Source organism: Streptomyces sp. S07_1.15 (assembly GCF_020739505.1).
Taxonomy (GTDB): domain Bacteria; phylum Actinomycetota; class Actinomycetes; order Streptomycetales; family Streptomycetaceae; genus Streptomyces; species Streptomyces xinghaiensis.
Map to the genome: position 1 here is coordinate 5,453,246 of NZ_JAJBZK010000001.1, position 24,816 is coordinate 5,478,061.

22 protein-coding genes and 1 pseudogene are annotated in these 24,816 nt (G+C 75.4%); 7 read left to right on the forward strand and 16 right to left on the reverse strand.

Annotation, left to right across the window (positions count from 1 at the left end; all coding sequences use genetic code 11):
- Nucleotides 1-49 precede the first annotated feature (49 nt).
- From LIX60_RS23375 to LIX60_RS23395, 5 genes and pseudogenes are all read right to left on the reverse strand, one after another.
- Nucleotides 50-1,015, reverse strand: a pseudogene (locus tag LIX60_RS23375) (lysylphosphatidylglycerol synthase domain-containing protein); the annotation flags it as partial.
- Nucleotides 1,016-1,044: 29 nt separating this feature from the next.
- Entirely contained in the window at nt 1,045-2,115 is a 1,071-nt protein-coding gene (locus LIX60_RS23380) for a class I SAM-dependent methyltransferase (RefSeq protein WP_227960281.1), read from the reverse strand.
- On the reverse strand, nt 2,105-3,247 hold the full coding sequence (locus tag LIX60_RS23385) for a glycosyltransferase family 4 protein (protein WP_227962887.1): 1,143 nt from the start codon (nt 3,245-3,247) through the stop codon (nt 2,105-2,107). The genes LIX60_RS23380 and LIX60_RS23385 overlap by 11 nt, the downstream gene beginning before the upstream one ends.
- 47 nt (nt 3,248-3,294) lie before the next feature.
- The gene (locus LIX60_RS23390) at nt 3,295-3,693 is read right to left on the reverse strand and encodes a 6-carboxytetrahydropterin synthase (protein ID WP_227960283.1); all 399 of its coding nucleotides are present in this window, start codon (nt 3,691-3,693) and stop codon (nt 3,295-3,297) included.
- Between the two features lie 173 nt (nt 3,694-3,866).
- A complete protein-coding gene (locus tag LIX60_RS23395) occupies nt 3,867-4,850 on the reverse strand; it encodes a zinc-binding alcohol dehydrogenase (RefSeq protein ID WP_227960285.1) in 984 nt (327 codons plus the stop codon).
- A gap of 248 nt (nt 4,851-5,098) precedes the next feature.
- Here LIX60_RS23395 and LIX60_RS23400 point away from each other — a divergent pair, with 248 nt between their 5' ends.
- A complete protein-coding gene (locus LIX60_RS23400) occupies nt 5,099-5,881 on the forward strand; it encodes a CDP-alcohol phosphatidyltransferase family protein (protein WP_227960288.1) in 783 nt (260 codons plus the stop codon).
- Nucleotides 5,882-5,965: 84 nt separating this feature from the next.
- Here the strand turns inward: LIX60_RS23400 and LIX60_RS23405 are convergent, their stop codons facing one another.
- Both LIX60_RS23405 and LIX60_RS23410 read right to left on the reverse strand, forming a co-directional pair.
- Nucleotides 5,966-6,307, reverse strand: coding sequence for a hypothetical protein (locus LIX60_RS23405; protein WP_227960290.1), 342 nt, complete (start codon nt 6,305-6,307; stop codon nt 5,966-5,968).
- Nucleotides 6,308-6,571: 264 nt separating this feature from the next.
- Nucleotides 6,572-8,854, reverse strand: coding sequence for a sulfatase (locus LIX60_RS23410; RefSeq protein ID WP_227960292.1), 2,283 nt, complete (start codon nt 8,852-8,854; stop codon nt 6,572-6,574).
- A gap of 357 nt (nt 8,855-9,211) precedes the next feature.
- Here LIX60_RS23410 and LIX60_RS23415 point away from each other — a divergent pair, with 357 nt between their 5' ends.
- Together LIX60_RS23415 and LIX60_RS23420 are read left to right on the forward strand one after the other, a co-directional pair.
- Nucleotides 9,212-9,670 carry an archease gene (locus LIX60_RS23415; RefSeq protein WP_227960295.1) on the forward strand — a complete coding sequence of 153 codons (459 nt, stop codon included), beginning with the start codon at nt 9,212-9,214 and terminating at the stop codon, nt 9,668-9,670.
- Between the two features lie 105 nt (nt 9,671-9,775).
- Nucleotides 9,776-11,203, forward strand: a complete 1,428-nt coding sequence (locus LIX60_RS23420) for an RtcB family protein (RefSeq protein WP_308101754.1) — start codon at nt 9,776-9,778, stop codon at nt 11,201-11,203.
- Nucleotides 11,204-11,396: 193 nt separating this feature from the next.
- On the opposite strand, the gene LIX60_RS23425 is transcribed toward LIX60_RS23420, so the two are convergent.
- The 4 genes from LIX60_RS23425 to ligD form a co-directional block, all read right to left on the reverse strand.
- Nucleotides 11,397-11,750, reverse strand: a complete 354-nt coding sequence (locus LIX60_RS23425) for a hypothetical protein (RefSeq protein WP_227960297.1) — start codon at nt 11,748-11,750, stop codon at nt 11,397-11,399.
- Between the two features lie 248 nt (nt 11,751-11,998).
- Nucleotides 11,999-13,039: an N-acetylmuramoyl-L-alanine amidase gene (locus LIX60_RS23430; protein WP_227960299.1), complete on the reverse strand. Its 1,041-nt coding sequence runs from the start codon at nt 13,037-13,039 to the stop codon at nt 11,999-12,001.
- A 225-nt stretch (nt 13,040-13,264) separates the two neighbouring features.
- A complete protein-coding gene (locus LIX60_RS23435) occupies nt 13,265-14,143 on the reverse strand; it encodes an ATP-dependent DNA ligase (RefSeq protein ID WP_227962889.1) in 879 nt (292 codons plus the stop codon).
- Between the two features lie 155 nt (nt 14,144-14,298).
- Nucleotides 14,299-15,198, reverse strand: a complete 900-nt coding sequence (ligD, locus tag LIX60_RS23440; protein WP_227960301.1) for a non-homologous end-joining DNA ligase — start codon at nt 15,196-15,198, stop codon at nt 14,299-14,301.
- Nucleotides 15,199-15,237: 39 nt separating this feature from the next.
- Between ligD and LIX60_RS23445 the strand changes: the two genes are divergently transcribed.
- The gene (locus LIX60_RS23445; protein ID WP_227960304.1) at nt 15,238-16,383 is read left to right on the forward strand and encodes a Ku protein; all 1,146 of its coding nucleotides are present in this window, start codon (nt 15,238-15,240) and stop codon (nt 16,381-16,383) included.
- A 118-nt stretch (nt 16,384-16,501) separates the two neighbouring features.
- On the opposite strand, the gene LIX60_RS23450 is transcribed toward LIX60_RS23445, so the two are convergent.
- Nucleotides 16,502-17,014, reverse strand: coding sequence for a hypothetical protein (locus tag LIX60_RS23450; RefSeq protein WP_227960306.1), 513 nt, complete (start codon nt 17,012-17,014; stop codon nt 16,502-16,504).
- Between the two features lie 262 nt (nt 17,015-17,276).
- Nucleotides 17,277-17,942: a DedA family protein gene (locus LIX60_RS23455; protein WP_227960308.1), complete on the reverse strand. Its 666-nt coding sequence runs from the start codon at nt 17,940-17,942 to the stop codon at nt 17,277-17,279.
- Nucleotides 17,943-18,206: 264 nt separating this feature from the next.
- Between LIX60_RS23455 and LIX60_RS23460 the strand changes: the two genes are divergently transcribed.
- The gene (locus LIX60_RS23460) at nt 18,207-19,040 is read left to right on the forward strand and encodes a superoxide dismutase family protein (protein ID WP_227960309.1); all 834 of its coding nucleotides are present in this window, start codon (nt 18,207-18,209) and stop codon (nt 19,038-19,040) included.
- A gap of 59 nt (nt 19,041-19,099) precedes the next feature.
- Here LIX60_RS23460 and LIX60_RS23465 read toward each other — a convergent pair whose 3' ends face one another.
- Both LIX60_RS23465 and LIX60_RS23470 read right to left on the reverse strand, forming a co-directional pair.
- The gene (locus tag LIX60_RS23465) at nt 19,100-20,920 is read right to left on the reverse strand and encodes an alkaline phosphatase D family protein (protein WP_227960311.1); all 1,821 of its coding nucleotides are present in this window, start codon (nt 20,918-20,920) and stop codon (nt 19,100-19,102) included.
- Nucleotides 20,921-21,095: 175 nt separating this feature from the next.
- Complete coding sequence (locus LIX60_RS23470; protein ID WP_374117899.1) at nt 21,096-21,767, reverse strand: HNH endonuclease family protein; 672 nt, start codon at nt 21,765-21,767, stop codon at nt 21,096-21,098.
- Between the two features lie 209 nt (nt 21,768-21,976).
- On the opposite strand from LIX60_RS23470, the gene LIX60_RS23475 reads away from it, so the two are divergent.
- Complete coding sequence (locus LIX60_RS23475; RefSeq protein WP_227960312.1) at nt 21,977-22,774, forward strand: ABC transporter permease; 798 nt, start codon at nt 21,977-21,979, stop codon at nt 22,772-22,774.
- 229 nt (nt 22,775-23,003) lie between these two features.
- On the forward strand, nt 23,004-23,591 hold the full coding sequence (locus tag LIX60_RS23480; protein WP_227960314.1) for a TMEM165/GDT1 family protein: 588 nt from the start codon (nt 23,004-23,006) through the stop codon (nt 23,589-23,591).
- Nucleotides 23,592-23,651: 60 nt separating this feature from the next.
- Here the strand turns inward: LIX60_RS23480 and LIX60_RS23485 are convergent, their stop codons facing one another.
- Complete coding sequence (locus LIX60_RS23485) at nt 23,652-24,317, reverse strand: HAD-IA family hydrolase (protein WP_227960316.1); 666 nt, start codon at nt 24,315-24,317, stop codon at nt 23,652-23,654.
- Nucleotides 24,318-24,816 lie beyond the last annotated feature (499 nt).

Sequence of the window (24,816 nt, forward strand, 5' to 3'; positions counted from 1 at the left end):
GCGAGCCGTCCTCGGCGAGGACACCCTCTTCGAACTCGACCTGCGGGCGCCGCAGTCCGGCGCACCACTGGGCCAGCAGCACACCGACACCGGGCAGGCTCGCGGCGAAGGACAGCAGTCCGTAGACGACGGCGACGGTCAGCCCCTGGGCGGCGCCCAGGCCCGCGGCACCGAACGCCCACGCGGTGACACCCTCACGGGGACCCCAGCCGGCGACGTTCAGCGGTAGCGCCATCGCGAGCAGCGCCAGCACCATCAGGGGCAGCAGCTCGGCCGCCGGGGCCGTCGCTCCGGCGGCCCGGGCCGCCAGCAGGAACATGCCCAGATAGCCGGCCAGGACGACGGCCGACGAGACCACCACGCCCGGCCAGCTGCGGCGGGCCAGCAGTCCGAGGCGTGCCTCGGTCAGCATGGTGCGCAGGGCGCGGGCCCAGCGGGAGCCGCCGCCCGGCCTCGCGGCGGAAGCCCCGTCCGGGTTCCCCTCCGGGGCGCGGCCCGGCCGCAGACGCCGCCGGAGGACGAGCAGCAGGACCGCCGCACCGGCCGCGGAGAGCGCCGGCAGGACGCCCGGCGCCGTGACCACGCGCCAGGCGGACCGCCCCGCCTCCGCCAGGGCCGCGGACGGTTGCGCGATCAGCAGCGCCACGCCCACCGCCACCAGCACACCCTGCCCGGCGCACCGTTCGAGGACGACCGCGCGGACGCCCCGGCCGACGTCGCCGGAGCTGCGCCCGTGCCGCACCGCGCGGTGCACATCGCCCAGGACACCGCCGGGCAGCGCCGCGTTGAGGAACAGCGAGCGGTAGTAGTCGGCGACCGCGCGGCCCAGCTTCAGCCGGATGCCCAGGCCCCGGGCCACCAGACACCAGCGCCAGGCACTGAACACGGTGGTCAGCAGGCCCAGGCCGAGCGCGGCCAGCAGCGTGGTGCCGTCGAGCCGCCGCACGCCGTCCAGGAAGGCGCCGGTGCCCAGCTGCCACAGCAGGACGGCGAGGATGGCCAGACCGCCGATCATGCCGAGGCGGTTCCGGAGCGCGTGCGGGATCACGGCGTACCGCCCGCCGGGGGAGCGGGAAGGGCCAGCAGGTCGCTGTGGTGGACGACCGCCCGCAGCTCGCCGGCCGCGCACGACTCCAGCCGGCGCCGCAGATACGTCTCCGCGGGCTCCGTCAGCTCCGGGCACTGTGCGACGGCGGCACCCACCCAGCCGCGCAGCCACTCCGCGGCCAGCCCCGGCCCACCACCGGCGGGGCCGGCGGGGCCTGCGGGGCCGCCGGGGCCCAGCCGCCACGGGCTGGCCTCGGTCCGCACGGTCAGACCGTGGCGCGTGAACGCTTCGGCGGCCTCCGTGACGGCGTCGGGGCCGAGGAGCCGGCGGCCGTCCACGGCCCGGCGCTGGTGGGCGTTGAAGGCGTCGGCGATCTCGCCGTCCAGCGGGTCGGCCGGGGAGAGTTCGACCCGTCCGGCGACCGACAGCACCAGCAGTGCCGGGCAGCCGGCGGCGGCGCAGGACGCGGCGAGCGCGTCCACCTCCTCGCGGGTCAGCAGGTCGAGCAGGGCGGAAGCGGTGACGAGCGAGGTGCCGGCGAGGACGTCGGCGGTCAGGAGCGTCGCGTCCCCCTGTTCGGTCTCCACCGTGACGGGGCTGCCGTCGGCGGCCGTGCGGGGCATCCGCTCGGCGGCCAGCTCCAGCAGCTCCGGGTCGTGGTCGTGGAGGATCCAGTGCTGCGGTCCGGACAGCCGGGGTGCGAGCCAGCGGCTCATGGAGCCGGTGCCGCAGCCGAGGTCGCGGATCACCAGCGGGCCCTGCCGCCCCGGACGTCCGGGGCGCTGCGGCCGCTCCTCCTCCCTGTCCCGCCCGTCCGCCCAGTGCCGGACCAGCGGGCCGAGCAGCCGCGGCGCGCGGGCGGCGGCGTCGGCGCCCTCCCGCAGGGCCAGCCACTCGGGGGCGTAGCGGGGCGCCCCGTCCCCGGCCGCGGCGTCGGGCCCGGCGCCGTCGAGGCTCCCGGTACCGGCCGGGCTCGTCACGGCCGGGTGCCCGGACGGGCCTCCGCCCGCGGCCGGGCCGTCCGCCGCGGTGTCGCGCAGGGTCGCGGGCTCGGTCTCAGCAGGCATGGGTCCTCCGGAGTTCCGTACGGAGCCGGAGCTCCTCCAGCACCGCGGCCAGGTTCCGCGCGGTCGTCTCCCAGCCGGCCAGGGCATCGCGCCGGCGCCGCGCGGCCGTCCGCCACCGGTCGCGCACGTCCGGCTCGGAGAGCCAGCGCCGCAGGGCGGCGGTGAGCACCGCGGGTTCGTCCGGCGGTACGAGGGCACCGGGCCGGCAGCCGTCGGGCGTGTGGCCGACGGCCTCCGGGACGCCGCCGACGGCCGTCGCCAGGACGGGGACGCCGCGCCCGAGCGCCTCGGTCACCGCCATGCCGTACGTCTCGGCGTACGAGGTCAGCACGAACAGGTCGGCGGCGGCGTAACTGGCGTCCAGGGCGGCGCCGGTGCGGGGGCCGGTGAGCCGGACCCGGTCGCCGAGGCCGAGTTCGGCGATCAGCTTCCGCAGCCGGGTCACATAGGCGGGGTCGTGGTCCAGGCCGCCGACGAGATGGCAGCTCCACGGCAGGTCGGTGACGCCGGCCAGGGCCTCGACGAGCCGGTGCTGGCCCTTGCGCGGGGTCACCGAGGCGACGCACAGCAGGCGCGGGGCGCCCGTGTCCGCGCCGCTCCCGGCACCGTCCGCTCCCCCGGCGCCGTGTCCGCGCGGGCCGTCGTCCGTGCCCGGCGCCAGCGGGGCGATGTCCGCCCCGGGCGCGGCGGCGTGGACCCGGGCGGGCGCGAGCCCGTGCTGCTCCACCAGCCGGCCGGCGGCCCACTGGCTGGTGGCGACGACGGCCGGCACGGCCCGGAGGGTCTCCCGCTCGGCGGCGTCCAGTTCGGCGGCCGTCGCCGGGTCGAGCCCGGTCTCGTCGCCCAGCGGCAGGTGCAGCAGCACGGCGAGGCGCAGCCGTTCGGCCTCCGGGACGACGATCTCGGGCACGGCGCAGGCGACCAGCCCGTCGAGCAGGACGAGGCTGCCGTCCGCCGGCTCCCGCAGGACGCGGGCCAGTTCGGCGCGCGCGCCGGGGCCCGGCCGCGGCCAGCCGCCGTCGACGGCGTGCGGGTGGACCTGCCAGCCGAGGCGGGGCAGATCGCGGCAGACACGGAGGTCGTACACGTTGCCGCCGCTGGGCGCGGACGGGTCGGCCACGTCTCCGGGCATCACCACGTGCACCGAGCGCGGGGGCAGGGTGGTGGTGGCGGCCCCGTTCACAGCGTCCGCTCGTAACTCGCCCAGGCGATGTGGGATTCGTGCAGGGTGACGGAGATGCCGCTCAGGCCGCGGGCGCCCTCGCCCAGGGCCCCGGCGTGCACCTTGCCGGCCAGCCGGTCGGCGATGACCTTGGCCAGGTACTCCGTCGAGGTGTTGACGCCGGCGAACTCGGGCACCTCGTCGAGATTGCGGTAGTTGAACTCCCCGACCACGGCGCCCAGTTCACTGGTGGCCAGGCCTATGTCGACGACGATGTTGTCGGCGTCCAGGTCCGTACGGCGGAAGGTGGCGTCCACGAGGAACGTCGCGCCGTGCAGACGCTGCGCGGGTCCGAAGACCTCGCCGCGGAAGCTGTGAGCGATCATCAGGTGCTCACGGACGGTGACGCTGAACAACGACCGACCTCCAGGTCTCGGGCTGTGCGGCCCGCTGCCGGGCCGTGCCATGCAGTACGGCCGGAGCGTAACTCCTGTTCAAAGCCCGGGCCGCGGAGAATTCCGGCGCGCTGCCCGGCGGCGGTGGTGCCGCGTGCGGCCGGTGACGCGGGGAACGGCTCACGCGGGGCGGCTCACGCGGGCGGGTCGTACCGGACGCGGTGGCACAGCCCGGGGAGGTCGCCGGAGGCGATCCGGGCGAGCGTGGCCGGCAGTTCCTCGAAGGCGCATTCGCCGGAGACGAGGGCGTCGAGGGCGGGGTCGGCGAGGAGGCCGAGGGAGAGCGCGAGCCGGTCGGCGTAGCCGCGGCGGGAGGCGCGGGCGGGGGAGACCGTGCCCACCTGGCTGGCGCGCACGGTCAGCCGGCGGGAGTGGAAGGCCTCGCCGAGCGGCAGGGCGACCCGCCGGTCGCCGTACCAGCTCAGCTCCAGGACCGTGCCCTCCGGGGCGAGCAGTTCCAGCGCCCGCGCGAGCCCGGCCTCGCTCGCGCTGGCGTGGACGACGAGGTCGCAGTCGCCCAGCGCGTCCTCCGGGAGGGCGAACCCGGCGCCCAGCGCCTCGGCGACGGCGGCGCGGGACGGATCGGCGTCGACGAGCTGGACGCGGACGCCCGGGAAGCGGGCGAGCAGGGCGGCGACGGAGCAGCCGACCATGCCGGCCCCGATGACGGCGATCCGGTCGCCGACCAGCGGCGCCGCGTCCCACAGGGCGTTCACCGCTGTCTCCACCGTGCCGGCCAGCACGGCGCGGGCGGCGGGGACCGTGTCCGGCACCGGGGTCACGGCGCTCGCCGGGACGACGTACCGGCTCTGGTGCGGGTAGAGGCAGAAGACCGTACGGCCGAGCAGGTGCTCCGGCCCCTCCTCGACGAGGCCGACGCTGAGATAGCCGTACTTGACGGGAGCGGGGAACGCGCCCTCCTGGAAGGGCGCCCGCATCGCGGTGTGCTGGCTCTCCGGCACACCGCCGCGGAAGACGAGGCTCTCCGTGCCGCGGCTGACGCCCGAGTACAGCGCGCGCACGACGACGTCGCCGTCGGCCGGCTCGGGCAGGGTGACGTCCCGTATCTCCCCGTGGCCGGGCGAGTTGAGCCAGAAGGCGCGGGCGGTGCGCGGCATCGGCGTCCTCCTGGTGAACGCTGGGCTGCTGGCTCACGTTATTGAACGCGAGGCCGCACACGGTACGCGGCGGTCCGACTCTGTCACAGCGTCACCTCCCGGCCGGACCCGGCCGGGACCGGTCCGCACCTCCGCACCGGCACAGCGCCGGGAGCGGCACGCGGACCGGCGGCGGACACGGAACACAGCACACGCACAGCACACGCACAAGCACACAGCCGACAAGACACACAGCGGGAGGATGCGCGGTGGCCCTGAGCGACCTATGCGAAACGAGGCTCCTGCGCCAGGAGACGACCGCGGGGGCGGGCGCGCAGATCTTTCTGCTGGTCCTTCTCGACACGGTCGTCGGACTGGGGCTCGCGGGGTGGCTGACGGGCCTGGCGTTCACGGTCGGCACCTGGGCCCTGCTCACCCGCGCCCTGCACCGGTCCTGGCCGCCCAGGCCGTTCGGGCCGGCCAACGCCGTCACCCTGGCCCGTACGACGCTCGTCGGAGGGGTGACCGCGCTCGTCGCTGACTCCTTCACCGGGCCGGTGCCGGTGGGGACGCTGGTCGCGCTCACCGCGGTGGCGCTGAGCCTGGACGCGGTGGACGGGCAGGTGGCCCGGCGCACCGGAACGGCCTCCCCCCTCGGGGCCCGCTTCGACATGGAGGCCGACGCCTTCCTGATCCTGGTGCTCAGCCTCTATGACGCCATGGCCCTGGGTGGCTGGGTGCTGCTGATCGGCGCCATGCGCTACGGCTTCGTCGCGGCGGCCCGGGTGATGCCGTGGCTGAACGGTCCGCTGCCGCCGAGCATGGCGCGGAAGACGGTGGCCGCGCTGCAGGGCGTGGCGCTGCTCGCGGCGGGCTCCGGACTCCTCCCGCACCCGGTCGCCTTCGGGACGGTGCTGGGGGCGCTGGCGCTGCTGGTGTGGTCGTTCGGCCGGGACATCGGGACGCTGTGGCGGTTCCGGGTCCGGGACGTCCGGGACGCCCACGACGCCCGGGCCGTGGTGATCCGGGGAACGGCGGCGGAGAGCGTCTGAGCCGGCCGCGGAGCGCCGGAGGGGCGGCTGCCCCGGTCCCTTCGACGGGCCGGGGCAGCCGCCCCCGTGCGTGCGCTGCTCCGGTCAGGCCTTCTTGTCGACGACCTTCAGGTTGTACGGGTAGCCGGAGGAGCCGCAGTTGAGCGTCGCAGCCTTCTCCACACCCCGCGTGCGGTAGCCGGGGGTGCCCTTGTAGGGGCCCCTGGCGCCGCCCGGGCCGCCGCAGTACGCCTGGACGTTCCAGGTGCCGTTGCCCGAGCTGCACCAGCCCACGGCCACGTGGTCGTTGGTGTGCGACACGTAGGCGCTGCAGCCGGACGGCCCGGCGGCGGCCTGCGCGGACGGCGCGAGGCCGAAGGTCACGCCGGCGGCCAGCAGTCCCATCGCCGACGCGGTGGTCCCGAACTTCTTCAGAGTGCTGGTCATGCACCCTCCCCGTTCGAACGGATATTCCAAAGAGGACGGTAGTCGGGTGGGGGACCGTGCGCGTCCTACCCCAAGATGATCAAAACGGGACCCCGGGGTGGATTGACATATCCCAACCAGCTGTATAGGCAGCCCAGTTGAGACCCCGCGTCCTGGCTCGACGGCGTTCGTGCGCGTGATGTCCGGACGGCAGGGATGAGCCCCGGGCCGTCGGGTCCGGGGCTCACCCTCTGCCGGTGCGGGCCGGTGTTCACCGGCCGGCGGTCACCGCTTCGCCGCCTTGTCCGGGTCCGCGTTCTTGCCCGCGTCCGATTCCGCGTCGGCGTTCGATTCCGGCTCCGACGCGGACGGGGCCTCGGCCTCCGGGCCGTACGCCGTCAGGAAGCGGTCGCGGAAGGTGTCCATCCGCCAGACCGGGGCGTCCGGGCCGGGCTTCAGGCCCTCGTCCCACTCCCAGTCGGAGATCCGGTCCAGCACGGCCTCGTCGTGGGCGACGATCGAGACCGGTACGTCCCGGCTGGCCCCGTCACCGGCGACGGTCGGGACGGGCTGGTGGTCGCCGAGGACGACGAGCACGGTGTCCTCGTCGCCGTACTCCTCCAGGTACGAGACCAGGCTGTCCATTGAGTACTCGACGGCGCGCCGGTACTCGGTGCGCACCTGCTCGGGGTCCTTCCAGACCTCCTCCGGGTCCTTCCCCTCCTCCTTCATGGCGTGGTAAACGGAGCCGTTGCCGACCTCGTCCCAGCCGATCATCCGCGGGATGGGGGCCCAGGGGTTGTGGCTGGTGGCGAGGATGATCCCCGCCATCAGCGGATCACGGTCCCGCTTGGCGCGCTCCAGCCGCTCGAAGGCGGACAGGGTGTACTGGTCGGGTACCGGCGACCAGCTGAACTTCGGCCCCCGGTAGCCGAGTTCCTTCGAGTCGTAGACGGCGTCGAAGTCGTAGAACTTGCCCTCCGGCCAGGCCCGGGTGACGCCCGGCATCATGCCGACCGTCCGCCAGGCGCCGGAGCGCTGGAAGGCGCCGGTGAGGGTGAGGCGGTCGCTCGCCGTCACGGTGCGGTACCGCCGCTGGTTGTCGACCCAGAGGCCCGACCAGAGGGTGGAGTGGGCCAGCCAGCTGCCGGCGCCGGTCGTGGGGGAGCGGAGGAAGCCGCTCCGGGAGGAGAACCCGGCCTTGTCCAGCCGGTCGGTGTCCTCCGCGAGGGCCGCGCTCATGAGCCGCGACATCTCCGGGTTCTCGTCGATCGCCACCCGGCCGTAGCTCTCGATGAAGGCGAAGAGGACGTCCTTGCCGCGCAGGGCGGTCAGCAGCTCGTCGGGCGGGGTGTCGCCGAAGTCGTCGACGGCGGCCACCCGGGCGAACTTGCGTTCGTCCTTGATGCCCGCCTCCACCCGGTTCACCCGGTCCTTGACGAGCTTCGCCGCGGCGCTGGAGGCCACCGGCGTGCTGCCGATCCGGAGGCCGATCGCGGAGCAGGTGATCCAGACGATGGCGACGACGAAGGTGGTGCGGGTGGCCGTCGTGCGGTGCCGGGCCAGGATCTCGCTCAGCCGGATCACCGCCAGCGTCATCAGCACGGGCACGGCGGCGGCCAGGGTCACCGCGCCGATCACGGCCGCGGTGGCGCCGGTCCCGCCGATCGTGGCTTCGAGGAAGGAGTGGCCGTCCTCGAAGAGGATCCAGTCGAGCACCAGGTCGAACGGCCGGCTCAGCACCGCGTAGAAGCCGATGTCGACGAACTTCAGGACGAGCAGCAGCCCGAGGCCCGCCCCGGAGAGCGCCGCGACCCACCGCCGGGGCCTCGGCGGCAGGAAGAGCAGGACGGCGGCGGCGACGACCGCCTCACCGGGGACGCGTGTGAAGGCGAAGGGGGTGAAGCGGCTGAGTCCGTTCGGCATGACGAGCGCGGCGAAGACGAACAGGACGGCCAGGGCCGTCGCCCCGTACGTCAGGACCCTTGCCGCGGCGGGGTGTTCGGCCCGCCACCGGCCGCGCGGGTCGCGGCGCCCGCGGCGCCCGGGGGTTCCGGCGGGGCGGCTGCCCCCGGGGGCGCCGACTGCGGTGCCGTCGTCGCCGCCGGCCGCGGGGCCGTCCGGGGTGCGGGCCGGGGCGGGCTCGTCCGCGGGATCGACGGTTCCGGTCCCGGCGGCGGGGTTTTCGGTCCCGGCGGGCCGCCCGGCCGGAGCGGACTCCTCTTCGGCGGACGGCTGTTCCGGTCCGTGGTCCGCTCCGTCGCCTGCGCGGGAGCGCTCGCCCGCGGGGGCGGTGTCGTCTCCGGGAGGCTTCTCCCCGGCGCCGGTGCCGTCCGCCGCCGTACCGGCGGCTGCCGGGGCGTCATCCGGGCCGGCGCCGGTATCGGCCCGCTCGTCCGTACCGCCGGCCGAGGTGTCCCCGTGGCCCGTGGCGGTGTCCCGGTCCGTGGCAGTGCTCCGGTCCGTGGTCGTGGTGTCGTCCGGTGTGCGCTCCCGGGAGTCGTCCGGCGCCGGGCCGTCCTCCTTGGTGGCGTTGTCCGTTGTCGGAAGCTGACGAGAGAGCGGCAACCCGAAGGTCCTTCCATGCGAAGCCCGGTAGTGGCACGGCGGGCCGGCCCGGAAGCGGGGCCCGCCGTTATGGGTACGGCCCATGGGCGGCAACCACTCAATCAACCGGGCGTGCCGGGCGGGGGAAACTGCCGGTCGTGACGGAACGGTGGCCGTCCGCATCTCCGGGGCCGGGCGCCCCGCGGTCCCGGCCGCCGGGGCCGCGGCGGGCGCCGGGGCCGGGGAGACCCTCCGCGCTTCCCGCGCCGGGTCCCACGCCCGGTTGCCGTCGGCGCGGCGCCGGGTGAGCCTGGACGGAAGGGCGCGGAGGCGCGCCGGCGCCCGGCCGTGCGCGGGACGTCGCGGAGAGGCGGTGGCGTGGACCGGACGGAGGCCGGCGGACGGCCGCGCGGCAGCGGCCACCGGACCGTGCCGCACACCGCCGATCTGCGGCTGGAGGCATGGGCGGAGACGGCCGAGCGGTGCATCGCCGAGGCGGTACGCGCAGCCGTCGAGAGCTTCGCGGACATCTCCGGGGCCGTGGCGGTGGCCGAGCGCACGTTCGAGGTCACGGCGGCGACCGACGAGGACCTGCTGGTCGCCGTCCTCGATGAGGCCGTCTACCGCTTGGACGCCTACGGCGAGATCCCCCTGGAGACCGTGGTCGGCCCGGTCCGGGGCGTGGAAGGCGGCCGGGCCGCCACCGTCCGCTGCCGGATGGCCGACGCCTCCCGCACTCCGCTGATCGGTGCCGTACCCAAGGCCGTCTCGCTGCATGACCTCCGGCTGCGCGGTGACTCCGGGGGATGGGCCTGCGCGGTGACCCTCGACGTCTGAGGCCCGCCCGGAGCCGCGTCCGGCCCCGTCCGGATACGGGACGGCCGCAGGGGCGGGGGAACGGGGGCCGTCATACGGCCGCCCCCGCGGACCGGAGGTGAGGATGTGGAGATCGTACTGACGGAGGAGACCCCGTACCGCTTCCGGATCGAGGAGCGGGAGGCGATGCGCGTGCCGGGAGTGGTCTTCGCCTCGCGCGAGCTGCTGCCGCAGGCGGCCGGTGACAAGGCCCTGGAGCAGGTCGCGAACGTGGCGACCCTGCCCGGCGTCGTCCGCGCCTCGTACGCGATGCCCGATGTGCACTGGGGGTACGGCTTCCCGATCGGCGGGGTCGCCGCCACCGACATCGACGAGGGCGGTGTCGTCTCGCCAGGTGGCGTCGGCTTCGACATCTCCTGCGGGGTGCGGCTGCTGGCCGCCGGGACGACCCGCGCGGAGCTGGACCCCGGCGGTTTCGAGCGGCTGATGGACATCCTCGGCCGCACCGTCCCGCGCGGCATGGGACGCGGCGGTCTGTGGGAGCTGCCCGGCCCGGACGCGATGGACGACCTGCTGGTGGGCGGCGCCCGGTACGCCGTCGAGCACGGCCACGGGGTGCCCCGGGACCTGGAACGCTGCGAGGACTCCGGGGCGCTGGAGGGCGCCGCGCCCGGCGAGGTCAGCCGGCGGGCCGTGGAGCGGGGGCTGGGGCAGGTGGGCAGTCTGGGGTCCGGCAACCACTTCCTGGAGGTCCAGGCGGTCGACCACCTCTACGATCCGGAGGCGGCGGCGGTCTTCGGGCTGCGGCCGGACCAGGTCTGCGTCATGATCCACTGCGGTTCGCGCGGACTGGGCCACCAGGTGTGCACCGATCATGTCAAGGTGATGGACCAGGCGCTGCACCGCTACGGCATCGAGCTGCCCGACCGTCAGCTCGCCTGCGCCCCGGTCGACTCGGCCCCGGGCCGCAACTATCTGGGCGCCATGGCGGCCGCCGCCAACTACGGGCGCGCCAACCGGCAGTTGCTCTCCGAGGCGGCCCGCCGGGCCTTCACCACCGCCCTCGGGACCGGTCTCGACCTGGTGTATGACATCTCGCACAACATGGCCAAGGTCGAGACGCACGAGGTGGACGGCCGGCCACGCCGGCTCTGCGTCCACCGCAAGGGCGCGACCCGGGCCCTGCCGCCGGGCGACCCGGACCTGCCGGAGGACCTCGCGGGGGCGGGGCAGCCCGTGCTCGTCCCCGGCACCATGGGCACCGCCTCGTATGTCATGACCGGCCTGCCCGGCAATGACGCCTTCCACTCCGCCTGCCACGGCGCGGGCCGGGTGATGAGCCGCCATCAGGCGCTGCGCGCCGTCCGCGGCGAGCGGTTGCGCGCCGACCTGGAGTCGAAGGGTGTGGCCGTCCGGCCGTCCTCCTGGCGGGGGCTGGCCGAGGAGACCCCGGAGGCGTACAAGGACGTGGACGTGGTCGCGGACGTCACGGAGGGCGCCGGCCTCGCCCGGCTCGTCGCCCGTCTGGTGCCGCTGGGCGTGGTCAAGGGCTGACGGAGGGCCGGCCGGCACGCGAAGACCCCCTGCCAACGGGAGTGGCAGGGGGTCTCCGGCGCGGTCCGACGACGGTGGAGGTGATCAGCCGGGGGCTTTCAGGGCCGCCGGCCGGAGGACGTCGGACCGGTGCGGGTGGAGCGGGACGGGTGCCGGGCGCGGAGTCGGGGCCGGATCCGGCGTCCGTCCGTGGTCACCGGCGGCCGTGGCCCCAGTGGCCGTGTCCGCGGTTGTGGCCGCGGCCGTGGCCCCAGTGGCCGCGGTGGTGCCCGCGGCCGCGGTCCCAGTGGCCGTGGCCGTGCCCGCGGCCGTGGCCCCAGCGGCCGTGTCCGCGGCCGTGGCCGTGACCCCGGCCCCGGCCGCGGTGCTCGGTGTAGCTCTCCTGGTCGTAGCTCTGCTCGTAGCGGATCTGGCCGCGGTCGGACTGCATGTCCGACTGGGCCGTGGCGGTGCCGGTCCCGAAGATCCCGACCGTCCCCAGCATGGCCATGACGATGGCGGCCTTCTGCAGTTTGCGCATGGTCTCCTCTTCCTCCAGTGATGTCATCCGGCGAACCGGATGGGGTGGATAGAGGCTAACCATCCTTTTCCTGGCTTAGGGGGCACATGGTCCGGATAGAGCCCGGATAGGGGTTTTTCGGTATGTATGTTCGTCCCGGTGGCCCTCCGGCGTGGCGGGACGGCCCGGGAGTGGGCCCGGAGACAGCGCCGGGGGCGGCGGCCGGGTCCGGTCCCCGGCCGCCACCCCCGGCTTTCCCCGCCCCGGCCACCCGTTCGAGGGCGGGGAAGGCGTGGTCAGTTCGGCCAGACCTGGGCCTTGAGATAGCTCTTCTCGACCGTCACCGGCTCCTCGCCGTAGTGCGCGATCTGGAGTTTTATCTTGCGGTCCTTGCGCGCCTTGCCCGAGAAGGGGAAGGCGAGGAAGGTGCTGCCGGCGGTGCCGGCCGTCTCACCGATGGGGTGGGTCTGCACGGTGTCGCCGGAGGTGTTGTCCTCGACGATGCGGGCCTGGAGTTCCCGGCCCGGGGTGAGGCCGCGGACCCGTATCGAGGCCACGCCGTTGTACTGGCAGTTGGTCGCGAAGGTGCGGCCGCCCGCGGCGTGGTGCTTGAGCGGGTCCGACCACTCCTGGTCCCAGGCCACCGAGTACCAGGTTCCGGGAACCATGGTGAATTCCTTGTGCATACCGAGACTGAGGTAGAGCGGCACGTCGTCCTCCGGGGCGGTGTTGTCCTGGCCGGGCGGGCGTGAGAGCAGGGCTTTCACGCGGGACCGGAAAGTGCTCATGGTGAAGCCGCGCGGATCGACCTTCCCCGGCTGCCACTCCAGGTGCCCGATGACGGAGCGTTCGTTCCAGCCGTGCGCGCGGCAGATGGCGGCGGCCCAGCGGGCCGCGGCGTCGAGCTGGGGTTCGGGCCAGGGGTCGCGGCCGTTGCCGAGGTTGATCAGCTCGATGCCGTAGAAGTGGCGGTTGCCGTCGGTGTTGGCCTCGTTGTCGGCCGGCAGGGCCCGCTCGTCGATGACGGCGCGCAGGACGTCGTCGTCGCCCGAACCGGCGTGGTTCGCGCGGCCGTTGCCCACCATGTAGAGCGTGCCGTTCTTGGCGCCCACGGTGTGGCAGAGCGGTCCGGGCAGCGAACTGTGCCCGTTGTAGCAGAGAGCCACGGACGAGTCGGTGCCGGAGGTGACGGTGTGGTGGATCATCACGCCGTACACCGGCCCCCAGGGACCCTTGTGGTTGCGGTTGTGGGTGCGCCAGCTCTTGTACTCGACGACCTTGCAGCCTTCGGCCTTGATCGCTGCGAGGAGCCGGCTCGCGGAGAGGGGTGTGGCCATGGGGCATCCCTTGGACTGCTGGATGGAAGAGGGCACGCCGTGGGGGCGGCACGTGCCGGGAACAGAGAAGGTAGCCAACTATCGGTAATATCAACGGACTTCGAGAGTCTCGGCGTGTTGGCTCAGTGGTGATGCCCGTGATGCGGTGGTGCGGAAACGCCCTCCGGGCAAAACGCCGGTAATTGGCCGGTAACGGGCCTTGACGGGGGCCGCGGTGACCGGCCGTCACTCCGGCAGGCGCAGCCGGCTGACCGTTGTCAGGGGATGGCGGGTCGAGCTCTGCCGCACCTCCACCGTCAGCACCGGCGGCACGGGCAGATACGGCGTTCCGTCCGTGGTCACGGCCCCGGCCGCCGCCGGCTCCCCGCCCGGCGGCAGACCCGCGAGGGCCCCGGCGAGTTGCGCGCGGGCCGCCGGGGCCAGCGGGGAGGTGAGGACGGGGGTGTCGTCGCCGGGCAGGACCACCGCCAGGGCGCGCGGATGCGTGCGGGAACCCGTCACCCCGGCGACCACCGCGTCCCGGGTGTCGGAGTGCCGCAGCTTGCGCCAGTCGCGCCGGCCGCCGCGGTAGGGCCCGTCGAGCCGTTTGACGACCAGGCCCTCGATCCCGTTCGCGGTCAGCGTCTCGTACCAGAGCGAGGCCACCTCCTCGTCGGTCGTCATCGGCACGGCCTGGACGGGCGGGCCGACCGGGGCCAGCAGCCCGGTCAGCGCGGCGCGCCGCCGCCGGTACGGCAGCGGCCGGAGGTCCGTGGTGCCGGTGGCCAGCAGGTCGAAGGCCGCGTACGAGGCGGGGAGCCGCCGGGCGAGCTCGGCGGCCCGGCCGCGGCGGGCCATGGCGCGCTTCTGCACGGCGGCGAAGTCGGTGCGCCCCTCCGTCCAGACGACGACCTCGCCGTCCAGCACCGTCCCGGCGGGCAGCGCCTCGGCCGCCGTCACCAGATCGGGGAAGGCGTCGGTGACGATCCGGCCGGAGCGCGCCTGGAGGAGGACGCGGTCCGGGTCGCGGAGCAGGACGACCCGGTGGCCGTCGAACTTGGGTTCGTACGCGAGACCGGTGCCGCGGGGCAGCCGCTCCACCGGCCGGGCCAGTGCCACCTCCACCGGCGGGCGCAGCACGGCCCGGGCGGGCCGGCCGCCGGGGCCGGGGTCCGGCCGGCCGCCGCCGGCGCTCTCCGCGTCGGCGTCCCCGGGCGCCGGGCCGGGCCCGCGCCCGTCCCCGGCGCCCGGGCCCCGCGCCGGTTCCGCTCCGGGGTCGCTCATGGCGCCCGCAGGTCCGGCAGCGGGTGGCCGCGTTCCGGGTCGAGGAGCCCGGCCAGCAGGTCCCCGTGCCCCTCCAGCCGCCCCGGCAGGTCACCGGCGCGGAAGGTGAGCTGCTCCGGCTCCGAGCAGGCCCGGACCTCCGCCCACTCCACCGGCGCCGAGACGGTCGGGGTGTCGCGGGCCCGCAGCGTGTACGGCGCGGCGGTGGTCTTGGCGGCCGCGTTCTGGCTGAAGTCGACGAAGACCTTCCCCGGCCGCAGCGAGCGGGACATCCGATGGGTGACCAGCCCCGGCATCGCCCGCGTGGCCTCCACCGCGAGGGCCTTGGCGTAGGAGGTGACCTCGCGCGAGGGCGCGGGAGGGTGCAGCGGGACGAGCAGGTGCAGCCCCTTGGAACCGCTCGTCTTGGCGTGGGCGCCCAGGCCGTCCCCGGCCAGCCGCTCGCGCAGCCAGTCCGCGACGACGCAGCACTCGACGACCGTCGCCGGGCTGCCGGGGTCGAGATCGAGGACGAGCCGGTCGGCGAGGGCGGGCTCCGCGGCCTTCCACTGCGGGGTGTGCAGCTCGGTGACGAGGTTCGCCACCCAGACCAGCGTCGGCAGGTCCTGCACCAGGATCTGCCGCGCCCACTTGTCCTCCGAGCGCGGGACCTCGGCCGTCTTCACCCAGGCGGGGGCACCGGGCGGAACGTTCTTGGCGAAGAAGTGCTCGCCCCCCGCGCCGTCCGGATAGCGCAGCAGGGACAGCGGGCGGTCGTGCAGGTGGGGCAGGAGCGCCGGCGCGACGGCGGCGTAGTAGTGCAGGACCTCACCCTTGGTGAAACCGCTCGGATAGAGGACCTTCTCCAGATTGCTGAGCGCCAGCCGCCGCCCCTCCACCTCCGCGATGATCGACATAGCATGGATCATCACATGAAGGCACGAAAGGTGTGAATCGTGCGATCCATCTGGAAGGGTTCCATTTCCTTCGGCCTGGTCAGCATCCCGGTCAAGGTCTTCGGGGCGACGGAGAACCACTCGGTCTCATTCCGCCAGGTCCACGCGGCCGACGGCGGGCGCATCCGCTACCGCAAGGTCTGCGAGCTGGACGAGGAGGAAGTCCCCACGGAGGAGATCACCAAGGCCTTCGAGGCCGCCGACGGGACGACCGTGCCGCTCAGCGACGAGGACCTCTCCGCGCTGCCGCTGCCCACCGCCCGCACCATCGAAATCCTCGCCTTCGTGCCGGCCGACACCGTGGACCCCCTCCAGCTCGACCGCTCGTACTACCTCGGCGCCGACGGCGGCGGCGCGGTGAAGCCGTACGTCCTGCTCCGTGAGGCGCTGAACCGCAGCGAGAAGGTGGCCATCGCCAAACTGGCCCTCCGCGGCCGCGAGACCCTGGCGATGCTGCGGGTCGTCGACGACGCCCTCGCCCTGCACACCATGCTCTGGCCGGACGAGATCCGGCCCGCGACCGGGGTCGCGCCCGACACCGAGGTCGGCATCCGCGACGCGGAACTCGACCTCGCCGACACTCTGATGGAGACCCTCGGCGACCTGGATCCCGAGGAACTGCACGACGAGTACCGGGAAGCCGTCGAGGCGCTGGTCGCCGCCAAGCTGGAGGGCGTCGAACCGGAGGAGGCGCGGGAGCGGGTGGAGGCCGGGGGCAAGGTCATCGACCTGATGGCCGCGCTGGAGAACAGCGTCCGCGCGGCACGGGAGGGGCGCGGCGAGCAGGGCGCGGCGGCCGGCGGGGAGGGCGGAGGCGGCGGGGGGAAGGGCGGCGGCGCGGCCGGCGCGAAGGAGGGCGGAGGGGCGGAGGGCGGCGTCCGGGAGCTGCGGTCCGGCAAGGGCGCCGGCAAGGGCGCGGGGAAGGCGGCGGCCGGGAAGACCGCGGCGCGGAAGAGCACCGCCAAGCGCGGGGGAGCGGAGGAGGAAGGGGCGGGCAAGGCGGGCAAGAAGAGCGGCGGGAGCCGGAAGAGCACGGCGGCGAAGAAGAGCGGATCGGCGGCGAAGGAGTCCGGCGGGCGGCGGAGCACGTCCGGGGCGGCGAAGAAGACGGCGTCCGCCGGGAAGCGGGATCGCGCCACCGGCTGACGGCCCCCGGCACCGCCCCGGGCCCGGCCCGTGCGGGCGGGGCGCCGGGCGTGTCCGGCCGGCGGCCCACGGCCCGTACGGATCGGCCGGTACGGAGGCGGGCGGCCCCGTACGGGGTTCAGCGGCCCGGGGCCGTACGGGCGCGGCGGCGCAGATACAGGCCGAGCGCCGCGGCCGCCAGCAGGGCGCCGCCCGCCGCCGTCACCGTCCCGCGGAAGCCGCCCGCTCCGGCCTCCACCGCCTCCCGCGAGACGGTGACGCGGGTGGCGGCCGAGCGGCCCTCGGGGCCGCCGCACCGGACGCTCACCTGGTGCTCGCCGGTCCCGGCGTGGAGATGGACCGTGGCGCTCCCGAACAGATGACCGGCCTTCAGATCGCCCGGTTCCAGCCTGATGCGCCCGAAGGCCGGGGACGAGGCCGTGCCGGTACGGCTGTCGCACCCGGTGGCCCGCAGGCGCAGCGTGCCGCCCGGCGCGATGGTGGACGGCTCCGTCTCGACGGCGGGGCCCGGCGGGGCGTCGTCCGAGGCGGCGGCCGCGGCGGGGGTGAACGGCTCCGCCACCGTGAGCGGAGCCGCGCTCAGGACGGCGGCGGCCAGGGCGGCCGGCGCGGCGAGGCGTGTGCTGCGCATGGGCGGGTCCTCCTCCACGTCCACGGCGGGCTCCGGGCCCGCCGTGTGCGGCCGGAGGCCCGCGCTCTCCTCGGGGAAGGCTAGAAGCCCCGCCGGGACCCGGCGATCCGGGCGCGGCGAACGAGTGGCCGTACGAACGACTGGCCGTACGGAGGAGCGGCCGGACGGGTGAGGGCCGGGCCCCACCGGGCGGTGGAGCGGCCGTGCGCACCGGGCCGTGGGGGCGGCGTGCGAACCGGGGCGTGGGAGAGCCCCTCCCGGGCTACGCCACCGCGTCCGGCCGCGGCCCGCCCCGGCGGGCAGGGCGCCGGAGGGCGTACGCGGCCGCCGAGCCCGCCGCGAGGAGGGCCAGCACCGAGACGGCGGCGCCGAACCAGGAAGCGCCCAGCCACTGCCCGCCGACATAGCCGAGGCTCACGCCGTAGCCCGCCCACATCAAGCCCGCCAGCGCGGACCACGGCAGGAACTCGCGGACCGCGCGGTGCGCGGCGCCCGCGCCCAGGCTCACCACCGACCGGCCCGCGGGCGCGAAGCGGGCGAGCAGCACCAGCGGGCCGCCGCCCCGGACCAGCGCGGTGCCCAGCCGGTCCTGCGCGGTGGAGAGCCGGCGGGACCGGGCGATGGCACGGTCGAACCGCTCACCGCCGCGCCGGGCCAGCCGGTACGCGGCCAGGTCGCCGAGGACGGAGGCGGTCGCGGCGCAGAGGGCGAGCACCAGGAGGTCGGGCACACCGCCCGCGGCGGGGCCGGCCGCACCGGTGGCGGCGTCGACGGCGTCGGCCGCACCCGCGCCCGCCGCCGCGGTGGCCGCCGCGATCACCAGGACCCCGCTCGGCAGCACGGGCAGGAAGACGTCGAGCAGCACCGACACCACGACGATGACGTAGATGCACGGGGCCGCCGTCAGCGACCCCAGATCCTCCAGCACGGCTTCTCCCATCCGAACCCCCGACCGCGCGTCGCGGGGGTGCGGCAGAAGCGGTCATGTACCGCCGTACAGCGTACGCCCGGGGCGGGCGGGCCGGTCTCCGGGGCTCGCGCGCCGGATCCGGGCGCGGAACATCCGTACGGCGGGCACGGAGCGCCGGTGCGGCCGGGAAGGGATGGTCGCCCGGAGACCCCGGAGACCCCGGAGACCCCGGAGACCCCGGAGACCCCGGAACCGCAGAACGGCGTGTGGACGAGGAGTGCGATGAACGCGGTGACATCGGTGAAGAGCAGGCGTACGGCGGCCCGTTGGAGCGGGTGGCGCACCCGGGCGGCGGCCGGCGGCAGTGCCGCCCCGGCCGTCCTGCTCGTCCTGGTGCTGGCCCTGACCGGCGGCCTGCCGTTCGTGGGGCCGGCCGGCGCGGCGGAGCCGGACCCGGAGCGGAGTGACGGAAGCCATACCGCCGGCGACGACGGGCCGCTGGGCCACTGGCTCCGCGACGTGCTCGGCCCCCGCCCGCCGGAGGACGGCTCCGCCGCCGCCCGGAACGGCCACCCCTCCGGGGCGCGCGGGGAGCGGACACCCCCGGACGCCCCCTGGTCCTCCCGGGTCAGCGCGGCTTCGTCGTTCGCGCCGGTGCCCCCGCACGGCCTGCTGAACGCGGTCACCTACGACACGGAAGCCGTGCCGCCCGGGGCCCGGATCGGCGTGCGCCAGTGGACGGACCCGGAGGGGACGACGGTGCGGCTCCGGGTGAGCGGGCTCGAGCCCGGACGCGCGTACGGAGCACATGTGCACACCCGGCCCTGCGGCGCCGAACCGGACTCCTCCGGGCCGCACTACCAGCACCGCCGGGACCCCGAACAGCCGTCCACCGACCCCCGGTACGCCAACCCGGACAACGAGGTGTGGCTGGACTTCACCGCCGGCGGCTCCGGCGACGGCACGGCGGAGGCCCGGCAGGACTGGAACTTCCGGCCCGGCGAGGCCCGTTCCGTGGTGCTGCACGAGCACACCACGGCGACGGAGGACGGCGCGGCCGGTACCGCCGGTGCCCGGCTGGCCTGCTTCACGGTGCCGTTCGCCGCGCAGCGCTGAGGAGGCGCGGGGGGCCGTGGCCCGGCCGGCCGGCGGTGAGCCGGTCCGGCCGGGGCGGCTCACCACCGGCCGGCACCGCCGCCGTCCGGGCCGGTCATCCGGCGGTCCAGGACCGTGGCCAGCCGGGCGCCCCCGGCGCCGTCGGGCTCGGCGCGGTGGAGCGTCAGAGCGGCCTCGCGGCCGCGCAGCGTCAGGGTCATCAGCTGGTTGCCGAACCACGGTCCGCCGGCCTTCCGCCAGCTCACCGGCGACCGCCGGACCCGCCCGTGCCGGGCCAGGACGCGCCCCAGCAGGCGGCCCGCGCGGCTCCAGCCGAAGCGGAAGCCGAGCTTGATCGCCGCTGGGACGCTGTTGTGCAGCGGGGAGCAGGTCAGCTGGAACACCCGGGCCGAGGGCCGGACCGCTCCGTCCGGCCCGGCTCCGCCCGCACCGCCCGGCTCCGGCCACCGCGGTTCGGCGATGTACGCGTGGTGGACGTCGCCCGAGAGGACGCAGACCGTGGCCGGCGCCTCCGGGCCGCTGCCCGCGCCGGCGACCAGCTCGGTCAGCGCGTCGAAGGAGGCCGGGAACGCGGCCCAGTGCTCCAGGTCCGCGCCCTGCCGCACCTTCTCGCCCCAGCGGGCCCATCGGGAGCCGCGCTCCCCGCCGCACAGGGCCGCGTTCCACTGCTCGGTGTCGTGGATGGCGGGCGGCAGCAGCCAGGGCAGCGAGGTGCCGATCAGCAGATGGTCGCGCGAGCCGGGGTCGGCCAGCGCCTGTTCGCGCAGCCAGTCGGACTCGCTCTTGCCGAGCATCGCGCGCCGCTGCTCGGGCAGGACGCGGGCGGCGCGGGTGTCGACCATCAGGAGCCGGGTCCGGCCGAAGTCGCGGCGGTAGCTCCAGCGGACGTGGGTGGGGTCGGCGTAGGCGGCGGCCGCGAACTCCCGTACGAGCGCGGTGCCGTCGGGTGCCTCCCGTACGGCGGTGAAGAGCGGGTCGGCCGCCAGTTCGGCGGGGGAGAGGTTCCCCAGGTGCTGGTAGACCCAGTAGGACATCAGTCCGGACAGCACCCGCTCGCGCCACCAGCCGGTGGTCTCCATCTCCGCCAGCCAGGCCTCGCTGGTGTTCCAGTCGTCTATGACGTCGTGGTCGTCGAAGATCATGCAGCTGGGGACGGTGGCCAGCAGCCTGCGCAGCTCGGGGTCGGACCAGGATTCGTCGTAGAGGCGGGTGTACTCCTCGTAGTCCGCGACCTGGTCGCCCGGCGGCTCCTCCAGGCCGCGCCGTTCCGCGATCCACCGCCGGGTCGCCTCGGAGGTCTCGTCCGCGTACACCTGGTCGCCCAGGAGCAGCAGGACGTCCGGGCGTTCGGCGTGCGGATCGGCGGTCAGCCGGAGGGAGAGGGTGTCCAGCGCGTCCGGGCCCAGACCGGCGCCGGCGGTGGTGGACGGCGGGGCGGCCCAGCGGCAGGAGCCGAAGGAGACGCGCAGGGGGGCGCCGTCCGCGCCGTCGGTGCCGGGACGCGGAAGGGTGCGGATGACCGGGGCGGGCTCGCCGCCGCCGGGCGGGGGCCAGACCTGGCGGCCGTCGAGCAGCACCCGGTACGGGGTGGTGCTCTCCGGGGCCAGGCCGGTGACGGTCACCAGCGCGTAGTGGTGGCCGCCGACCCGCCAGCTCCGGGCCGTGCCGCCGGGGGCCGCCGGGGGTGCCGTGCCACCGGGTGCGGCCGCTCCCGCGAGGGGTGCGCCGCCCGTGCCGGGCGGGCCGCCCGCACCACGCGCGTCCTCCGCCCCGCCGGCGCAGCGGACCTCCGCCTCGCACGGGCCGTCCGTCTCGACCCAGACCGTGGCGCTGTGTTCGTCCACGTACCGCAGAAGCGGGCCCAGCCGCAGTCCGGTCATGGTGATCGCCTCCCTCCGTCGTCCCGCAACGGTACGGAACGACGGAGGGAAGCGGGGAGTGCCGGGGGCGGCGGGTGGTCCGGCCCGGCGGCCGGCTCGGGTCCGGCGGGGTCCCCGGCCGGCCCCGTCCCCGTCCAACCCCCGCCCGCCTGCGGGCTCTTGGGTGCCGGGCGGGTCAGCAGCCGTTCAGGACGCCGCTGAGCGCCGACTTCTCGGCGGAGTCGACCGAGAGGGCGTAGTAGTGCTTCACCTGGACCCACATGCGGGCGTACATGCAGTGGTAGCCGCTGCTCGGCGGCATCCACTCCGCCGGGTCCTTGTCCCCCTTGGACTGGTTCACATTGTCCGTGACGGCTATGAGCTGGGCGCGGGTGAGGTCGTTGGCGAAGCCCTGGCGCTTGCTGGTGGTCCAGGAGGAGGCGCCGGAGCGCCAGGCCTCGGCGAGCGGTACGACGTGGTCGATGTCGACGTCGGAGGCGGCCGTCCACACGCCGCCGTCGTACGGGGAGCGCCAGGTGCCGCTGACCGCCGCGCAGGAGCTGTTCTGCTCGACGTTGGTGCCGTCGCGCTCGAGCACGACCTCGCGGGTGTTGCAGCTGCCGCTCTGGGTGCTCCAGTGCGGGAACAGGTCGCGGCTGTAGCCGCTGCTGGAACCTTCCGCCCTGACCGTCAGCTGGGAGAGGTAGCTGCGGGCGGTGGAGGCGCTCGGCGGGGTGGGGGGCGCCGCCTGCGCGGACGGACCGCTGAGCAGCATCGTGCCGAGCAGGGCGGTGAGCCCGGCGGCCAGCCCGGCGCGACGCGCGTAGACCGTGGAGCGCGGGGCGGGGGCGGAGTGGGTACGGGGCATGGGAACTCCCTGGGGATGGGGGGATGTTGGCCGGTGGGGATCGGCCACAGGCTGCCGCCGCCAGATGTCCTGGGGTGGGGCGCCGGGTTACAGATTGACGACATGAGCACGTCAGATCAAGGGTTTGACGTGTCCATACCCGGCGGTCGGGTGGACGAACAGGGGCACACCCGTGCGAGCGGGGCGCGGGCCCGTCCTAGGGTGGCCGCGTGCTCACCGCCGCCGACGCCCTGCTCCCCGTCAACCCCGTGCTGGGGATCGTCCTCGCCGCCCTGCTCCTCGCGGCCGCCGCCGTCGCGGCCCTCGCCCGGCTCGCCGGCCCGGACGGCCGCGGCTACGCCCGTGCCGTCGTCACCGCGGGGCTGCGGGCCGCGGTGCAGCTCGCCGCCGTCTCGTACCTCATCGGCTGGGTGGTCCGCGCGGTGCCCCTGCTGCTCGGCTTCGTCGCGCTGATGTTCGGGGTGGCGGTCTGGACGGCGGGCCGCCGGGTGACCCGCAACCGCACCTGGTGGCGGGCCGCCCTGCCGATCGGTGCCGGGGTGGTGCCGGTGGTCGCCGTGCTGCTCGTCACCGGGCTCGTCCCGCTCAAGGGCATCGCCCTGATCCCCGTCAGCGGCATCCTCATCGGCGGCGCGCTGACCGCCACGGTGCTCGCGGGCCGGCGGGCCCTCGACGAACTGCACACCCGCCACGGGGAGGTGGAGGCCGGGATGGCGCTGGGGCTGCTCGTGCGCGAGGCCCGGCTGGAGATCGCCCGGCCCGCCGCCTCCGACGCCCTGCTGCCGGGGCTGGACCAGACGCGGACGGTGGGCCTGGTCACGCTGCCGGGCGCGTTCGTCGGCATGCTGCTCGGCGGGGCGTCACCCGTCATGGCCGGGGCCGTACAGCTGTTCGTCCTGGTCGCGCTGGTGGCGGTGCAGGTGGTGGCGGTGGCCCTGGTGCTGGAGCTGGTCGCCCGCGGACTCCTGCACCGGGACGGGGAGCCGGCGGAGCGTCGCGTAGGCTGAACGCGTCTGAAGGGGAGTAGCTCTTCGCCGGACCGTCGACATACTGCTCGGCCGCCTCTCGCGGCCGGGCCGGCGCCCGGAGGCAGGCGGTGCGCGGTGGCGCGCGGCCCGCCCAGCGAGACCTTCGGCCGCAGTGTCCAGACGCTGCCGGGCCGAAGCGACCCCTGAAACACAGCCAGGTCATCGGTCGGGCAGCCCAGGCAACCGATCGACAGAGGGAAACACCGCTGTGCTCAGCATCGGCACCATCGCACTCGTCTTCGGCGTCGTGTTCCTCGCCGAACTGCCCGACAAGACCGCGCTCGCCGGTCTCCTGCTCGGCACCCGCTACCGCGCCTCGTACGTCTTCGCGGGCGTCGCCGCCGCCTTCCTCGTCCATGTGGTGCTCGCCGTCGCCGCCGGCAGTGTGCTCACGCTGCTGCCGCAGCGGATCGTGCAGGCCGTGGTGGGCGTGCTCTTCCTCGTGGGGGCCGCGGTCCTGCTCTTCAAGAAGGGCGGTGACGAGGACGAGGAGAAGAGCGCCGAGCCGGGCGGCCAGAGCTTCTGGAAGGTCTCCGGCGCCGGCTTCACGCTGATCCTGGCCGCCGAGTTCGGCGACCTCACCCAGATCATGACCGCCAACCTGGCCGCCCGCTACGACGACCCGCTGTCGGTCGGCATCGGCGCGGTACTGGCGCTGTGGACGGTGGCGGGCATCGGCATCCTCGGCGGCCGCACCCTGATGAAGTACGTGCCGCTGCGGCTGATCACCAAGGTCGCGGCGACGGTCATGCTCGCGCTCGCGGCGTTCAGCCTGTACGAGGCCGCGACGGGCTGACGGCCCGTGGCCGCCGGCGGCCGGGCGGGTGATCCGTGCCGCCGGCGGGACGGCCGGGGGTCAGCCGCCGAAGGCCAGGACCAGCCCGGTGGCGTCCCGGGTGATCCGGACCGGCTCCAGGTCCGGCACATGGACGGTGGGCCCGCAGGCGGCCGCGCGGGCGCCGACGCCGACCACCCGCATCCCGGCCGCGCGGGCCGCGGCGATGCCCACCTCGGAGTCCTCGAAGGCCACACAGTCCTCGGCGTCGAAGCCCAGTTCGGCGGCGGCCTTGAGGAAGCCCTCCGGGTCCGGCTTGCTCGCGCCCACGCACTCGGCGGTGACGCGCACCGGCGGCGACAGCAGCCCGGCGGCCGCCATCCGGGCGGTGGCCAGCCCGCTGTCGGCGGAGGTGACCAGAGCGTGCGGCAGTCCGCGGAGCGCCGCCATCAGGGCGGCGGCGCCGGGCACCGGGACGACCCCGTCCATGTCGGTGGTCTCCCGGTCGAGCATCCGGCGGTTGTCCGCGTGGTTGAGGGCCGCCGGACGGTCCGGAAGGAGCAGCGCCATCGTGGCGTGGCCCTGCCGGCCGTGCGCATGCCGCATGACGTGGTCGCCGTCGAGACCCTGCTCCGCCGCCCACTGCCGCCAGCACCGCTCGACCACCGCGTCGGAGTTGACGAGGGTGCCGTCCATGTCGAGGAGGACGGCGCGGGCGGAGAGGGGCGCGGCGGGGATGGCCGTCATGGGCTGCTCCTGGACGCGGGGCGTGCGATGGGGGAACCGGAGACCGGAGAACCGGGAAAAGGGGAACCGGGAACCGGAGGACAAGGCGGCTCCGCCCGCCGGTCAGGGAACACGGGCGGAACCACTTTGTTCCACAACCATACAAAACATGGGGCCAAGACGCCAGACCCACCGGGAAACGGATGTGAATCCGCTGGTGGCGGCCGGTGCTCGGCAGGCAGGGGCGGGCGCTCCGGCTGGGTGATGGGCCGCGACCGGGGGCCGGTGGCCGGTGCCGTACCGTGCCGCGTTTCGCGGCGGACGGGGACGGGGCGGCGCGGAGCGGGACGGGCCGGGACGGGGGTGGGGCGGCCGTCTCCGGCCGGTGCTGTGGCGGAGGTGGAGGTGGAGTGCGTGAGGTGCCGGCGGCTCCCCGGCCGGCCGGCGCGGGCCGGGAGTGGGCGTCCGCCGTACGTCGAGCGGGCCGTCCGTCGAGCGGGCCGTCCGGCGAGCGGGCCGT

Bases quoted from the DNA above. Each gene is read 5' to 3' on its own strand.
- LIX60_RS23450 (WP_227960306.1), bottom strand. From the start codon at position 17,014: ATGCGCAGCACACGCCTCGCCGCGCCGGCCGCCCTGGCCGCCGCCGTC.
- LIX60_RS23385 (WP_227962887.1), bottom strand. From the start codon at position 3,247: ATGCCCGGAGACGTGGCCGACCCGTCCGCGCCCAGCGGCGGCAACGTG.
- LIX60_RS23485 (WP_227960316.1), bottom strand. From the start codon at position 24,317: ATGACGGCCATCCCCGCCGCGCCCCTCTCCGCCCGCGCCGTCCTCCTC.
- LIX60_RS23465 (WP_227960311.1), bottom strand. From the start codon at position 20,920: ATGACCGGACTGCGGCTGGGCCCGCTTCTGCGGTACGTGGACGAACAC.
- LIX60_RS23460 (WP_227960309.1), top strand. From the start codon at position 18,207: ATGAACGCGGTGACATCGGTGAAGAGCAGGCGTACGGCGGCCCGTTGG.
- ligD (WP_227960301.1), bottom strand. From the start codon at position 15,198: ATGTCGATCATCGCGGAGGTGGAGGGGCGGCGGCTGGCGCTCAGCAAT.
- LIX60_RS23405 (WP_227960290.1), bottom strand. From the start codon at position 6,307: ATGACCAGCACTCTGAAGAAGTTCGGGACCACCGCGTCGGCGATGGGA.
- LIX60_RS23395 (WP_227960285.1), bottom strand. From the start codon at position 4,850: ATGCCGCGCACCGCCCGCGCCTTCTGGCTCAACTCGCCCGGCCACGGG.
- LIX60_RS23470 (WP_374117899.1), bottom strand. From the start codon at position 21,767: ATGCCCCGTACCCACTCCGCCCCCGCCCCGCGCTCCACGGTCTACGCG.
- LIX60_RS23425 (WP_227960297.1), bottom strand. From the start codon at position 11,750: ATGACATCACTGGAGGAAGAGGAGACCATGCGCAAACTGCAGAAGGCC.
- LIX60_RS23380 (WP_227960281.1), bottom strand. From the start codon at position 2,115: ATGCCTGCTGAGACCGAGCCCGCGACCCTGCGCGACACCGCGGCGGAC.
- LIX60_RS23430 (WP_227960299.1), bottom strand. From the start codon at position 13,039: ATGGCCACACCCCTCTCCGCGAGCCGGCTCCTCGCAGCGATCAAGGCC.